The organism is Flavobacterium sp., assembly GCF_031381455.1.
GTDB lineage: Bacteria > Bacteroidota > Bacteroidia > Flavobacteriales > Flavobacteriaceae > Flavobacterium.
The window spans coordinates 26,452-41,767 of the sequence record NZ_JANMXZ010000004.1; the positions used below are offsets into that span (position 1 = coordinate 26,452).

Here is a 15,316-nt window from a genome sequence, read left to right on the forward strand (position 1 = left end):
GTGGTTTATTTTTTTTACTTTCAATCTGACAAACTAAATCTAAAGAATTCAAGGAGAATCGATTTAGTTGATGAAATTACAGCAACTTCACCCTCTTCAAATTATCCTTAATTATACTATTAATGTCTTCAGAGATTTTCAGTCTGAAATTCAAATAGACATATAAGGCACCAACCAAAATTGATTTCAATCCAATATTGATAATAGTGTGAAAAGGGAAATCCCAAAAGTAAAACAACACGAAGCAAACCGCTAAGATGCCAAGCGATTCGAGTGTTTTATTGGTAAACGGATACAAATCCATTTTCTTAACCACATACAAAAGTTTAATCGTATTGTAAATCATCACCGTAATCAAAGTCGCAAAAGCAGAACCTTCAATGCCATACATCGGAATAAAAATCATGTTCAGAACAATCATCAATGCGACAGTAAAAACTCCGAATAACAAAACTGTTCGATAGTGTTTCGTATTGACAATAATCGAGTTGTTATTCCCTAACAAAACATCATAGAATTTTGATAATCCAATAAGGAAAACAACCAGAATTCCACCACTATATTCTTTTGGGATAAGGTTATACATTTCCTTGATGTTGACAAAAATCAGTATCATGATAAATCCACCAATAACCTGCAGATTGATAGCGCTTTTTTTATACAAATCATTGAGTTCGTCGTGTTTGTTTTCGGTCATCAATTTGGCTGTAATTGGCGCAATGATTTGTGTCATAGCGCGACTTGGAACAGCAATTACGGTTGAGATAAAAATCGCCACAGCATACAATGCATTTTGACCAATGTCTTTGTATTGTGGAATCATAACTTTATCAAAATCGACCAGCATCACAGCAACACCACCGGAAACAATAATGAAAGAAGAATATTGAACAATTTCTTTAACGTTCTTTGGAATGACCAATCTGAAAACCGGCATTTTTACCGAAATCGCATATAATTTCATTCCGACTAATTGCACAAAATAGGCCAGAGCAACACAATAGACAAAAGTGTCTTTGGCAAGCCAATCAAAGTGAACGCCTATCAACAATAGCATCACTATAAATCGCACCAAAACTTCACTGATGAAATTTCCGATTACCGATTGCATGTGCACTTTTGCCCAAGCATAAAACACTTCGAAATACGCCATGAATAAACCTATCACCGGAATCAGCCAAAAGAACGGTTTTAACGTTGGATTTGCCTCAATCCAACTATGTGAAATATCATCGTAGAAAATGTAAAATCCTAATCCTAGCGGAATGATTAAAGCCAATGGCAGAAACAACATGAACGTTAAAAACTCATCGCGCTCTTTCTGATTTTTATACGAAGAAAAGAATCGAATTAAAGTATTCTGCGCGCCAAAAGCCATCAGCGGCATCATGATATTGGCGCCCGAAAGAACTGTGGCTACAATTCCGTAATGGAGTTTTCCAAGAAAGTTGGTGTACAAAAACAACGCATTAATAGCACCAATTCCGAATCCAAGGAAGGTGATGATGGTGTTTTTAATAGATTGACTTTGGACGATTCCCATGTTGGAGTTATGAGTTATGAATTATAAGTTATGAGTTATGAGTTTTGACAATTGTTCTGTCAAATTTTTTCTGGAATATTGTTGCAAACCAACGGCGTTTACTTTCAGGTTTTGATTTTGATATTCCTGATAGTATTTCAAAAGTAGGGCTTTTAGTTTTTCCTTTTCATCATAGGTAAAGAAAACACCAGTATTGGTTGAGGTAATAATTTCGGCAAAATCAGAATCTTCTGGACCGATTGCTATTATTGGTCTTTCGGAAACCATATATTCAAAAAGTTTTCCCGGAATGATGCTTTTGGTGTCTTCGGAATTGATTTCAATTAACAATAAAACCTGTGATTTTCGTTGGTGTCCGACCGCTTCCTGATGTGAAACATAACCCAAGTTTTGAACGTAATCATTCAACTTGAATTCGGAAATTGTGTCCAAAACTTCCTGACTTGTGGCTCCAATTAATTTCAAACGGAAATCGTTTTTGAAGTCGGCATTTTCGGTAACCAATTCCTGCAAAGCCTGCCAAAGAATCCTTGGATTTCTTTCCGAAAGAAACGAACCAATATGTGCTAAAGTGAATTTGTCGTCCAAGGTTTGCTTTTCAACTTTTTCTACATCATAACCATTTGTTATCACTTCAATTGGTTTGGAAGTTATCGCCTGAAATTCGGTTTTGGTAGTTTTACTGGTAACGATTATTGTATCAGCAGAATTCAATACTTCTGCTTCTAATGCTTTGTGTTTCTTCTCGGCATAAGAAGACAATTTCAAAGCTTTATGATAACCAATGGTTGTCCACGGATCACGAAAATCCGCGAACCATTTTATGTTTAAATCTTTTTTTAATTGTAAGCCAATTAAGTGCAGACTATGCGGCGGACCAGAAGTGACAATCGTGTCTATATTATTTTCTTCGACGTATTTTTTCAGATAGGTTATCGAAGGTTTTACCCAAAGAAAACGCGCATCTGGAATAAAAAGATTGCCACGAACCCAAAGTAACGTTTTCTCTAAAAAAGATTGTTTTTTCTGATTTGGAATAATTCCGGAACTGATTTTTTTGGTTTTGGATTTGCCAAAAAAAGAAGCCAAACCATAGGGTTCGAAGATTTTGTTTTTTAGGATAATGGTGCTGTCCGAAACTTCACTTTGCAAACCTTCATCAATAATTGGATAGGTAGGATTTTCGGGAATATAAACAATCGGCTGAATGTTGAACTCGGGCAAGTATTTCACAAACTTTAACCAACGCTGCACTCCGGGACCACCAGCTGGCGGCCAATAATAAGTGATGATTAACAGTTTTTTAGGTTTTGTTTGATTTACCACAAATTCACGAATTATTTTTATTTCGCTTTAATTTTTCTAACTCTTCAATATCTAATTGATCTTTCAATCGATTAGTTGCTTTTTTAGCAATAATCAGACTGTCATAATCAAGAAAATAAACTGGAGTTTCTTTTAGAAATATTATCGTAGCATTTTCTAAAAGTGTATTAAAGTTTTCATTTTCTAATCCTTTAATAGACGTCATTATGTCTAAACGTAAATCATATGAAATTGTAAAATCGGTAAATCCAGGAACAAATTGAATCGTTTCTATTTCTATAAAGTCACCAATTCCTATTGCCGCAAAAGCTTTGCGAAGATTTTTTCGGTTTTCAATAGTGTCATCAATTAAAAGGTCAACATCGCCAGTATTTCGAGTATAACCATAAATATTAACTGCTAAGCCACCAATAGTTAAGTAGCGAACATTATTTTCTTTTAATTTTTGCCAAATATTTACAATTTCTGGGAGCATTATTTTTCTTTAGAAATTCTAGGAGCATTTTTAAGCGCAAAGGAAAGTTCAACCAAAGCCATAAAACGCTCTAAACGCTCAATATAAATTGAATTCATTTTGGTATCAATCTTTTTTGATTTTACAGGAATTTTAGATTTATCTTTCATGTTGCAAAAGTTAACAAAACAAATTTATCTATTTTCTTTACTCTATTTTCTTTTTTCTATCAAAATAAACGCCACCAATAATCACGATGAACATTAAAATAGAACTGAACAACGCAATTGTACTTCCTGTTTTTACAACCTGTGGCTCAAACTTGAATTCGATGGTACGTTTTCCTTTTGGGATATCCATTCCGCGTAAAGTGTAATCTACTCTAAAAATAGCACTTTCTTTTCCGTCAATAGTTGCTTTCCAACCATCTTTATAATAAATTTCAGAGAAGACTGCGAAACCTTCATTTGCATTATTCGAAGTATAGATTAAATGATTTGGTTTGTATAAATCGAGTTTAATTGTTGCTAAACTATCTTTTGGAAAAGTTTTTGGATCTGTTTTTCGCCATGCACCAAATTCGTACTCATTTAGTGTAGCAAAATCTTTGGTTTCAATTTTTCCAAATTCCTTAATTTCCTGGTCCGCTGAATTTACATATTTCAATTCTTTCACAAACCAAGCGTTACCATTGTGAAACGGATTTACAATTGGAACATCGCCTTTTTCTGTTCCAACAATCAGATATTTGATGTTAAATGCATTGATAACGGGAATGCTTTTGGTAATCGAAAGTGTTTGCGGGTCGATAATGCTACCCAAATCGCCCATACTTTTTTCAAACAAATGTTCATAGACTTCCTTAAAGCGTCTTGGCATAACTGCACTATAACCTCCAATAGATTTATGGAAATAAGACGAACGCGGACTATAAATGCCACCAGCTAATTCATAAACCCTGAAATGAGTTGTGTCCTGAAGTATTAAAGAATCGGCTTGAGTTGGCTGATACGGATTGTCAATTTCATAAGCACTTCTGAATTGTTGTCCATCGTTACTTAAATAATTTTTATCCACAAAGAACAAATCGCCAACCATAAACACGCCAACCAAAATCACGGCTGTATTGGCTGCTAATTTGTTTTTCATATAGAAATAAAGTACGCCAAACGAAATGGCAATCAAGAATCCGGAACGCAACAAATCGGCTGAATACAAATCTTTTCGGTCTTCTCTTAACGCATCTATGAATTGAGTTCCAAATGATTTGTCCGGATGTTGTTTTAGCGCATCTATTAATTGGTGGTCAATTTCGCCAGCAAAGTTGAACATGCTTTTACATACAAATAGCAATACTATAATCCCTAAAGTTGTTGCTCCTGTTTTCCATAAGCTTTTCCAACGATTTTCTTCATTGGTAAAGAAAGATTGTAATCCCATAATAGCTAAAACCGGCACACACAATTCAAGTAAAACCTGAATAGAAGAAACCGCTCTAAACTTGTCATACATCGGAACACAATCAATAAAGAAATCGGTCAAGAAGGATAAATTTTTCCCCCAGGAAAGTAGTAAAGAAAATATTGCTCCGGCAAGGAAAGCATATTTTATTTTGCGTTTATCATGGTATAATGCCAAGACAAAAAGGAAGAAAACCACAGCGCCAATGTAAGCCGGAGCAGCAACTTGAGGTTGGTCGCCCCAATAAGTAACTGCATAATTATCGGTAAGTTCTCGAGCTTCTTCAGGAGATGCACCATAGTTGAGCATGAAATTATAAACATGCGAATCTTCAGTAAGCTTTTCATTGTTGCCGCCACCGAATAATCGCGGTGAAAACAAATTCAAACTTTCCACAATACCATAACTATATTCGGTGATATAGCTTCTGTCCATCGCGATGTTGCTTTCTTTTTTAGAACCATCAGCATTGAACGTTAACTCGCTTTTGCCACGTGTACTAAAATCAGCATATTCTTTGGTTGCCATCAAGCTCGTGGCATTCACGCCAACAGCTAAAATTACAGCAACAACAAATGTTCCGATGATTTTCGGTAATGATTTTAAATCCTTTTCCTGAATAAGTCGGTATAAAAAGTAGCCACTCATCACAATCAAAAGCAGTAACAAATAGTACGTCATTTGAAAGTGATTTGCCGTAATTTCGAGAGCAACTGCGAGCATGGTTAAAATTCCGCCATGCAAATATTTCTTTTTGAAAACCAAAATAAATCCGGCTACAACAAATGGCATATACCCAATAGCGTGTGCCTTGGCATTGTGTCCGACGCCAATAATAACAATCAAATACGTTGATAATCCAAAAGCGAGCGCGCCAAAAAATGCCTTTAATGGGTCAACTCTAAAGACTAGCATCAAAGCATAAAATCCTAAAAAGTAAAGGAATAAATAATCCGCCGGACGAGGCAAAAACCGAATAGCATTATCCAGCATTCCAATATAATCATTCGGATAATTAGCACCCGATTGATAGGTTGGCATGCCACCAAAAGACGAATTGGTCCAATAGGGTTCGGTGTGATTTTCGGCTCTGAAATCAATTTGTTCTTTCGCCATTCCCGTATATTTTGCAATATCGGATTGGTAGATTTTTTTGCCTTGCAAAATAGGGTAGAAGTAGACTAATGAGATAACTATAAAACCAATGATGGCTAATAGATGCGGATAGAACTTTTGAAGTTGCTTCATTTAAATCTGGTTGATGGTTTATAGTTTCTGGTTCATAGTTAAGAACTGAAAACTAAATTATTCTATTTCTTCAAAATCAACATAATCACCAACGATTTTTTTCTCTTTGGGCTTTTCACTTGTTTGATTTTGAGTGGTATTTTGGTTTTGATAATTCTCTTGCTGTTGCTGAAATTGTTGTGAAGCCTTTTCAACTACTTTTTTGGCTAAGACAGGTAAAAACAAACGCGCTAAAAACTTCACTACATAATAGAAAATGATAATGAATAAAATAACGTCTATAAGTCCCTGAAAAGATGCAGTTTCCATTGAATAAATATTTTTTGTCAAAAATACTAAATTCCACAATTTAAATTTCGCTTTGACTTCTTAAATAAATAATAAATTATACTACTTTTGAAAGACTAAGTTGTAATGCTTAAATTTCTTGACGTATGATGAATTTGAAAACATTTCTGTTAGTTTGCTTTTTGCTGATTTCGGCTACTCAGTATGCACAATATACCGACATAATTAATTCCAATAGACCGGGAGAATCGATGTCGGCATTTTCAGTTGGGAAAACGGTAATTCAAGCGGAAGCGGGATTGTATGGCATAAAAGAAGAACATAATTTATCGCGTTATGAAGCAAATGGTTTTGGAACGGAACTCGATGTACGATACGGTGCTTTTTTTGATCAATTTGAATTCACTTTAAACACACAATATCAATACGATTGGTATGAGGCGCCTTTGGTTAGTGATACTCGCGGCGGATTTAAGCAAATCACAGTTGGCGCAAAATACTTGGTTTATGATCCATTTATTAAACAAGACAAACCGAATATCTATAGTTGGAAAGCCAATCACAAGTTCAGCTTTAAACAATTTATTCCGGCTGTTGCGGTTTATGCTGGAGTTAATTTTAATTTGGGAAATAATCCATATACGTTTCCTACTGACCGAAAAATAAGCCCAAAAGTGATGGTTATTACTCAAAATCATTTTGGAACTAAATGGGTTTGGGTTAACAACATTATTGCCGATAAGTATATGACCGATTATCCGACTTTGGGAATTATATCTACTATGACAAGAGGATTTAATATGCGCTGGTCAGGATTTCTGGAATTTCAAGGATACAAAAGTGATTGGTATGCTGATACTGTTTTTAGACTTGGCGCTGCTTATCTGGTTCGCGAAAACATTCAATTGGACGCTTCTTTTAGCAAAAATGTGAAGGATACTCCGTCGTTGCTTTTGGCAAATGTTGGAATGGCTTGGCGTTTCGATAGTAATTATGAAACTAATTATAAAAGAATAAAAGGCGAAAAGAAATCTAAGAAAGACAAAAAATCCAAAAGAGATAAAGGCAAAAAACGCAAAGACGAAGTAGAATTAGAAAAGACCAAATAATGATTACCATAGTTGAAGCCAATTCAAAAAAGTTACTCAAGGAGTTTGTTGCTTTTCCGTTTGCCTTATACAAAAGCCATCGGTATTGGGTTCCGCCGTTAATCAATGATGAGTTGGATACCTTTGATAAAACCAAAAATCCGGCGTTTACATCTGCGGAAGCAAACTTCTATTTGGCTTACCAAGACAATAAAGTGGTGGGTAGAATTGCTGCGATTATTAATTGGGATGAGGTCAATAATCAACAAAAAAAGAAAGTGCGCTTTGGTTGGTGGGATGTTATCGACGATGTCCAAGTGACCAAAGCCTTGTTGGAGAAAGTATACGAATTAGGGAAAAAAAACAATTTGGAATATGTTGAAGGACCAATGGGTTTTTCAAATTTGGATAAAGTGGGAGTGCTTACCGAAGGATTTGATGAAATAGGTTCCATGATTACGTGGTATAACTTTCCTTATTATTCAAAACATTTAGAGCAATTGGGCTATGTAAAAGAGAAAGAGTATCTTGAAAATAAATTCCCTTTTTCAAATGTTAAAACCGAACTTTTTTTAAAGGCAAACGAATTAGTCAAAAAGCGCTACGAATTAAAGCCGTTGAATTTTACTAATAATAAGGACATCATGCCTTATGTGGACAAAATGTTTGATTTGTTTAATGCCTCTTATGCTAGCTTGTCTTCTTTTGTTGCGGTTACCGATGTTCAGAAAGAATACTTCAAGAAAAAATACATAAGCTTTATCAATCCGGAATATATTAAGTTCGTAATGGATAAAGACGACACTATGGTCGCTTTTAGTATTGTAATGCCAAGTTTTTCAGAAGCATTGCAAAAAGCAAAGGGCAAGTTATTTCCATTTGGATTTTATCATTTGCTTAAAGCGAAAAAAGAAAGCAAGGACGTGCTTTTCTATTTAATAGGTATTGATCCGGAATATCAAAGCAAAGGCGTTACTGCTATTATCTTTAATGAATACTACACTACTTTTTCGGAGAAAGGAATTCAAAACTGCATCAGAACTCCTGAACTTGAAGACAATCACGCCATTCATAATATGTGGAAGCATTTTGATCCGGTAACTTTTAGAAGACGACGAACCTATAGGTTGGAGTTAGTATAATTGGGTTAAAAATCAAGTTTTATTCATAATTCTTTACAAATAAGACGCTAGTTTTGTTAAGAATGTGCAGTTCGTCGATAAAAGTTGACATTTCGTACAATAATTGTGTTTTTTTTAACTTTTTTTCACGAATCTGTATAAATTTGTTATGCCCTTTTGGATAAATATCTTAACCACCTATTTACTAACCTTTAAAGTAGAGTTTAAGAACTCTAAATTTACCCCAAAGCGCTAAACTAACCCTACTCATAATGTTGTGTAATCTTAACACATTTATCATTATGAAAAAAAGTATCTTATTTAGCTTTCCCGGTTGTCATATTCGGGATCACACTTCACAAAATGAAAAACACCCTGTTAAAAATACTTCTCGAAAGAAAAGTGTTTTTTCTAATTCTCTTTAGCTTCTGCTATTTCTTCTTTTTACCAATTTATTTTTAGCACAGCATCCTGCGTTAAAATGGAATTTCAATATAAGTTAACTGTAATTAATCCACCCGATTCAAGAAGCGCAAGCAAAACGTATTCTTGTATCAAATCAGTTTCAATTATAAACCTTTAACAAATTAAATATTTAAACATGAAAAATTCAACATTGCAAGATTTACAAAAAAGACGCAACAACCTATATTGTTGTTACGTTATGGTTTTTATGCTTTTCATGGGATTCGTTTCCCAGAAAGTTTCTGCCCAAGGCACATTAGTGCCAGCGTGTAACCTTATTGGTCCGCTTGAAGCCTGTGCTGTAGCTGATCCAAATGATACCTCGGGAGATATCATTATAAATGTAGACGTAGCTAGAAGTGGTTCGCCAAATTTAGTAAATGCTACTACTAACTCGAATTTCACGTATTCCTTTCAATCTAATTCTTCAGGGGCTTTTATTAGAAGTTATGGTCCTGTAGTTTACAATGCGGGTACGAATAGAACAACACAAACATTAATTTTATTTCCTGGGAGTTCAACTTCAGAATTTAATTTGCGATTGGATGTAGTAAATACGTCAAGTAATATAGGTACTGAAAGTGCACCAATACGTACAATTTGTGACTGTAGTAAATCAGTATCGGTTTCTAAAGTCGCTGCCACAGCCTCGTTTTCACCTATTTTGTGTGCAGGTCAGACATCTACTCTCACTGTTATAGGTTCCTTTTCGGATGTTGGAACATATAATTATACGCTTTTACCAAGTGGGCCAACAAATTCAACCGGAGTATTTCCTGGGCTTGCGGGTAGCGTAGTCGGTATCACTTATACTGTAAGTGTGGAATCCGCAGAAGGTTGTGTTACTACAGCGTCACAAACCATTACTGCGCCGCCAGCAAATCCTATTATATTAACTTGTCCGACCACTACTACTGCTGGGTCTTGTTTAACTCAGGATGGGGTTAATTCCCTTTTCAACGCCTGGTTAGGAACATTTAGTTTTTCTGGAGGGACAAATGGAGTTGCTGTAAGATCACCTTTAAACCCAACTGCACCACCACGTTGTGGAGGCAGTAGAGAAGTTACCTGGACTGTTACAGATGACTGCGATCAGAGAGAGACATGTACAAGAACTTTCTCAGTTCAGGCTCCGCCAGCAGTTTCTTTAACTTGTCCATCTAATACTACAACTACAGCTTGTCAAACACAAGCAGCGGTTGATGCAGCTTATGCAACATGGTTAGCAACAGCTACTGCAAGTGGTGGATGTAATGGTTCATTAACAAATAATAGTCAAGGAGCACCACCAGCTTGTGGAGGATCAAGAACAGTAACTTTTACTTATACTAGTTCTTGTGAGCCATTGACATCCTCTTGTCAAGCAACATTTACAGTTCCTAATTCACCGACAGTTTCTTTAACTTGTCCATCTAATACTACAACAACAGCTTGTCAAACACAAGAAGCGGTTGATGCAGCTTATGCAGCATGGTTAGCAACTGCAACTGCGAGTGGTGGATGCGGAGGATCTTTAACTAATAATAGCACTGGAGCACCACTAGCATGCGGAGGTTCAAAAACGGTTACATTTAGTTATAGCAATACATGTTCTGAAACACCTTCAACTTGTCAGGCAACATTTACGGTTCCTAATTCACCGACTGTAACTTTGACATGTCCATCTAATACTACAACTACAGCCTGTCAAACACAAGCAGCGGTTGATGCAGCTTATGCAACATGGTTAGCAACGGCTTCAGCAACTGGTGGCTGTAATGGTACATTACGAAATGATAGTCAAGGAGCTCCACCAGCTTGTGGAGGATCAAGAACGGTTACTTTTACTTATGCTAGTTCTTGTGCGCCATTGACATCTACTTGTCAGGCTACATTTACGCTTCCTAATTCACCAACTGTGTCATTGACTTGTCCGACGAATAGTTCAATTGCTGGTGGCCAAACACAAGCAGCGGTTAATGCTGCTTATGCAGCATGGTTAGCTACAGCTACTGCTAGCGGAGGATGTAACGGTTCATTAACAAATAATAGTACAGGCGCACCATTAGCATGTGGAGACTCAAAAACAGTTACTTTCACTTATACTAGTTCTTGTGCACCATTAACAACTACTTGTCAAGCTACGTTTACGGTAGGATCTTGTATTACGAGTCATATCTTCCCAACGCAAACCACTTGTTGTAATTTTGTAACCGGTACAGCTACGGGATTAACTACCGCTTGTACTAAACTTAGCGGTCGCACGGTAAACAATGCTATTCCTGGAGTTTTCTTTTACTATTCAAATGTAGTAGCTCCTTCAAGTAACTTTGTAATAGTTGTAAAACAATCAAATGATGGTGATTTGAACAAACTGTTTTCTATACAAAACACTCAAAATGTGCGGTTAACAACAAGTGCTTGTGGAAGCGTTACTTTCACTGGAAGTATGATAAACGGTAATAAAGATGCAAGATATGTGGTGACAGGTGCAACGCCAGGCGCTACCTATGTTGTTTCTGTGAAATATGATACAAAATCCATTATTGAAGCAGTTTATACAGGACCAGATAATGTTAGTAAATATACTTTTGGTTCCTATGTAAATAATGTACTTGACACTACAAGCGTAGGTACAATTGATGCTGTAGCGGGTTGTTCGGATAATACACCGTTACCTGGTGATTGTTCGCTTCCTGTTGCTAAGCAAGCTCCTACTAAGGTTGTTATTAAAGTTTATCCAAATCCAACTGCTGATAACTTCAAGCTAAATGTTATATCGGTTAGTGAAGAAGATCTTCAAATCAAGGTTTTTGATATGTTAGGAAAAACCATTGATTCACGTTCTGTGAAAATGTCAGAGATTGACAATTTCGAACTAGGAGATAATTATCCTTCAGGAATTTACAATGTAAGTGTATCTCAAGGTACAGAAGTAAAGACTCAGCGAGTGATTAAACGATAATTAGATTGGGTTAATAATATAACCTAAAAACCTCTTCGGAAACGAAGAGGTTTTTTTATGCCCAAAAATCAAATTATTGATACTGTGACACTTAAATTTTAGTTTAAAATATAAGAATACTTCTTTAATAATAAGTTAAATAATGTATTTCATCGATTTTATTTGTATTTTAAACGATTAAATGAATAATATTGTTTTATAGAATTCGGAAAAATGAGGTTTTATATTTCATCTTCAAATTATGTAATAAACAATGATAAAAGTATAATTTCTTTTTAGCAAAAAGAGTGACATTTGCATTTAACGATAAAATACTTACTAATTAAAAAAGAATGTATTTCAACAGATATTTTTACACTTTGTGGATAAATTACTTAATTAGACGAATTTTCTTCAATTTTATAATTTATAAAATATATTAAAATTTTAAAAAATATTAAAAAATTTAACTAATAGAACATAATAATTATAAATAAAAAAGTTAAAAATATACGGTATAGTAAAAATAATATTTTGTTAATAACTATTGATAAATAATTTTTAATAAAAAACCTACTTTTTTTAAATGTTAAAGTTTGTCAATCTTTTGATTTAAAAGTATTTAAAAGTTAAAAATTATTATCATTGCAAATCCAAATCGAAAATGAAAAAGAGTAATGACACATATTTGTATACAGTAAAAATGATAAATGTAACTATTGAAGATTACATTTTTTTGGGGGCACATCCACAAAATGAACTAAGGTTAAATTTAAAAAGATACTTATGTTTACTTTTTATTATAGTATCAAGTTCGTTTCTTTTTGCACAAGCTCCAAATATATCTTACACAGGAGTCCAAAGTTTCTATAACATCAATAACGCAATAGCTCCATTATCCCCAACTAATATTGGAGGATTGCCAATTGTTAGAACAAATGTTTCAACAATTGCTGGTAATGGAGTTGCTGGTTATATGGATGGGACTACTGCCTCTCCAAAATATTATAGTCCGACAGGAGTAGCTGTTTCGGCATCAGGTAATACATATGTGGCTGATAGTCAAAATAATTGCATTCGTAAAATAACTTCATCTGGCTTAGTATCAACTTATGCTGGAACTGGTGTAGCCGGATTTGCAAATGGAGCAGCTAACATTGCGCAATTTAATGTCCCTTATGGAATAACTGTTGATACATCTGAAAATGTTTATGTAACTGAGATTAATTCTTTTGCTATTCGTAAAATTTCATCAACAGGATTAGTTTCAACACTTGCGGGAAATATATCTACTTCTGGTTTTTTAGATGGACTAAATACTGTGGCTTTATTTTCAAGCCCAAAAGGTTTGACCGTAGATACTTCTGGAAACATTTATGTTGCAGATGCAACTAATAATCGTATCAGAAAAATAACTAGTTCAGGAACAGTGACTACAATTGCAGGTGATGGAACTCCTGGCTATCTTGATGCCCAAGGAACAGCTGCAAAATTTAATAACCCTACAGGCGTAGTGGTTACTTCATCTGGAATTGTATATGTAGGTGACACTTCTAATAATCGAATCAGAGCAATATCAAATACTGGTTCCGTAACAACATTTGCAGGCACTGGTAGTCCAGGATTAGTGAATGGGCAAGGTACAGCTGCTCAATTCAATGCTCCAAGAGGATTATCTAATGATGCGACTGGAAATTTGTATTTAATTGATTATAACAACAATTGTATTCGAAAAATAACTAGTACTGGTTTGGTTTCTACTTTATCTGGCAATGGTGCTTTTGGTTTTACAAATGGTATAGGAACAAGTTCCTCATTTAAATATCCTGAAGGAATTGCAACAGATTCTTCTGGTAATGTGTTTGTCGCGGATGTAGCTAATAATTGTATTCGAAAAATAGCTGCCACAGGAGATACTTCAACTTTTTCTGGATCTGCTGTTCGCGGACTTGAAAATGGTCAAGGAGGAACAATGGCAATGTTCAATAGTCCTGTTGCGGTAGCTGTTACAACAACGGGCATAACTTATGTTATTGATGATTTTAATTCTTGTATACGAAAAATCACACCTTCAGGTTTAGTTTCAACTTTTGCTGGTGATGCTGCTCTACCAGGATTCTTAGATGGACAAGGTATATTGGCTCAATTTAATAATCCAAAAGGAATAGCAGTTGATGCTTCGGATAATATTTATATAGCAGATACTTTTAATAATCGAATTCGTAAGATAACTAGTGCAGGTGTAGTAACAACTATTGCGGGTGATGGAACAGCAGGTTATCTTGATGGTCAAGGAACTTCGGCAAAATTTAATAACCCATATAGTTTAACCATTGATAATTCTGGAAATATTTATGTGGCTGATACGAAAAATAATCGTATTCGTAAAATAAGTAGTACTGGTTTAGTAACTACTGTAGCTGGGTATATTCTTTCAGGTTATGCTGACGGAGCATCAACAGTAGCAAGATTTAAAAATCCGCAGGGAATAGTTATCGATAATGCAACTGGAATTTTATATGTTGCTGATACAACAAATAATAGAATCCGAAAAATTGCTACTGATGGAACAGTAAGCACTTTCGCAGGAAGTTTAGGTGGTTATGCAGACGGTCAGGGGACTGCCGCTTATTTTAATAGTCCTATAGGAATTACTATTGATGGATCGGCTAATTTTTATATTGGAGATTATTTCAATTCAGTTGTTAGAAAAGTTTCAAACACCGGATTAGTAAGTACCTATGCAGGAAATGGATCAAGTCAATATGTAGATGGATTTGGAAATGTTTCTTCTTTTTATTTTCCAGTAGGGGTAACAACTGATTCTTCGGGAAATGTTTATGTAGCAGATTCTTACACACAACGCATTCGTAAAATTTCTTCAGTAGAACCTTATACAATTTCACCAAATTTACCAATAGGGATGGGTTTTAATTTATCAAATGGTGTTTTATCTGGAACACCAACAGAAATTAAAACGACTACTACATATACTATTGGAGCCTCAAATTATAGTGGTACAGGAATTACAACTATTACTTTTGCTACAGGAACAGTTGCATCACCACCAACAGCACCGACAGCATCTTCTCAAACATTTTGTAACTCGGCTACGGTTGCTAATTTAGTAGCCACAGGAACGTCATTACAATGGTATTCCACACCAACAGGCGGAACAGCATTAGCATCCACTACAGCATTAGTTACAGCAAACTATTATGTATCACAAACCGTTAATTTAATTGAGAGTCCACGAACAACGGTTGCAGTAACCATAAATACAACGGCTGCACCAACAGCAACAGCTCAAGCATTTTGTAATTCGGCTACGGTTGCTAATTTAATAGCCACAGGAGCTTCACTACAATGGTATTCAACACCAACAGGCGGAACTGCTTT

At 35.2% G+C, this 15,316-nt stretch carries 10 protein-coding genes; 4 read left to right on the plus strand and 6 right to left on the minus strand.

Going from position 1 to position 15,316, the window contains the following annotated elements; genetic code table 11:
- Nucleotides 1-76 precede the first annotated feature (76 nt).
- From RMN97_RS00990 to RMN97_RS01015, 6 genes are read right to left on the minus strand one after another with little or no spacing between them, the layout of a single operon-like run.
- A complete protein-coding gene (locus tag RMN97_RS00990) occupies nucleotides 77-1,543 on the minus strand; it encodes a polysaccharide biosynthesis C-terminal domain-containing protein (RefSeq protein ID WP_309612657.1) in 1,467 nt (488 codons plus the stop codon).
- Between the two features lie 21 nt (nucleotides 1,544-1,564).
- On the minus strand, nucleotides 1,565-2,869 hold the full coding sequence (locus tag RMN97_RS00995; RefSeq protein WP_309612658.1) for a glycosyltransferase family 4 protein: 1,305 nt from the start codon (nucleotides 2,867-2,869) through the stop codon (nucleotides 1,565-1,567).
- A gap of 4 nt (nucleotides 2,870-2,873) precedes the next feature.
- Nucleotides 2,874-3,344, minus strand: a complete 471-nt coding sequence (locus tag RMN97_RS01000; protein WP_309612659.1) for a hypothetical protein — start codon at nucleotides 3,342-3,344, stop codon at nucleotides 2,874-2,876.
- Nucleotides 3,344-3,493 (minus strand): hypothetical protein, encoded by a 150-nt coding sequence (locus RMN97_RS01005; RefSeq protein WP_309612660.1) that lies wholly within the window; start codon nucleotides 3,491-3,493, stop codon nucleotides 3,344-3,346. The genes RMN97_RS01000 and RMN97_RS01005 overlap by 1 nt, the downstream gene beginning before the upstream one ends.
- A 37-nt stretch (nucleotides 3,494-3,530) precedes the next feature.
- A complete protein-coding gene (locus RMN97_RS01010) occupies nucleotides 3,531-6,032 on the minus strand; it encodes a YfhO family protein (RefSeq protein ID WP_309612661.1) in 2,502 nt (833 codons plus the stop codon).
- Nucleotides 6,033-6,089: 57 nt separating this feature from the next.
- Nucleotides 6,090-6,341 (minus strand): DUF4834 domain-containing protein, encoded by a 252-nt coding sequence (locus tag RMN97_RS01015; protein ID WP_309612662.1) that lies wholly within the window; start codon nucleotides 6,339-6,341, stop codon nucleotides 6,090-6,092.
- Nucleotides 6,342-6,466: 125 nt separating this feature from the next.
- Between RMN97_RS01015 and RMN97_RS01020 the strand changes: the two genes are divergently transcribed.
- The 4 genes from RMN97_RS01020 to RMN97_RS01035 form a co-directional block, all read left to right on the plus strand.
- Nucleotides 6,467-7,429, plus strand: coding sequence for a transporter (locus RMN97_RS01020; RefSeq protein ID WP_309612663.1), 963 nt, complete (start codon nucleotides 6,467-6,469; stop codon nucleotides 7,427-7,429).
- Nucleotides 7,429-8,550, plus strand: a complete 1,122-nt coding sequence (locus RMN97_RS01025) for a GTP cyclohydrolase (protein WP_309612664.1) — start codon at nucleotides 7,429-7,431, stop codon at nucleotides 8,548-8,550. The genes RMN97_RS01020 and RMN97_RS01025 overlap by 1 nt, the downstream gene beginning before the upstream one ends.
- Before the next feature lie 580 nt (nucleotides 8,551-9,130).
- Entirely contained in the window at nucleotides 9,131-11,938 is a 2,808-nt protein-coding gene (locus tag RMN97_RS01030) for a T9SS type A sorting domain-containing protein (protein ID WP_309612665.1), read from the plus strand.
- Nucleotides 11,939-12,581: 643 nt separating this feature from the next.
- Nucleotides 12,582-15,316, plus strand: a 2,735-nt coding sequence (locus RMN97_RS01035; protein WP_309612666.1) for a hypothetical protein, incomplete at its 3' end; no start/stop codon positions are given.

Coding starts and splice junctions, on each gene's coding strand:
- RMN97_RS00990 (WP_309612657.1), bottom strand. CDS start 1,543: ATGGGAATCGTCCAAAGTCAATCTATTAAAAACACCATCATCACCTTC.
- RMN97_RS01000 (WP_309612659.1), bottom strand. CDS start 3,344: ATGCTCCCAGAAATTGTAAATATTTGGCAAAAATTAAAAGAAAATAAT.
- RMN97_RS01015 (WP_309612662.1), bottom strand. CDS start 6,341: ATGGAAACTGCATCTTTTCAGGGACTTATAGACGTTATTTTATTCATT.
- RMN97_RS01025 (WP_309612664.1), top strand. CDS start 7,429: ATGATTACCATAGTTGAAGCCAATTCAAAAAAGTTACTCAAGGAGTTT.
- RMN97_RS01020 (WP_309612663.1), top strand. CDS start 6,467: ATGATGAATTTGAAAACATTTCTGTTAGTTTGCTTTTTGCTGATTTCG.
- RMN97_RS01005 (WP_309612660.1), bottom strand. CDS start 3,493: ATGAAAGATAAATCTAAAATTCCTGTAAAATCAAAAAAGATTGATACC.
- RMN97_RS01030 (WP_309612665.1), top strand. CDS start 9,131: ATGAAAAATTCAACATTGCAAGATTTACAAAAAAGACGCAACAACCTA.
- RMN97_RS01010 (WP_309612661.1), bottom strand. CDS start 6,032: ATGAAGCAACTTCAAAAGTTCTATCCGCATCTATTAGCCATCATTGGT.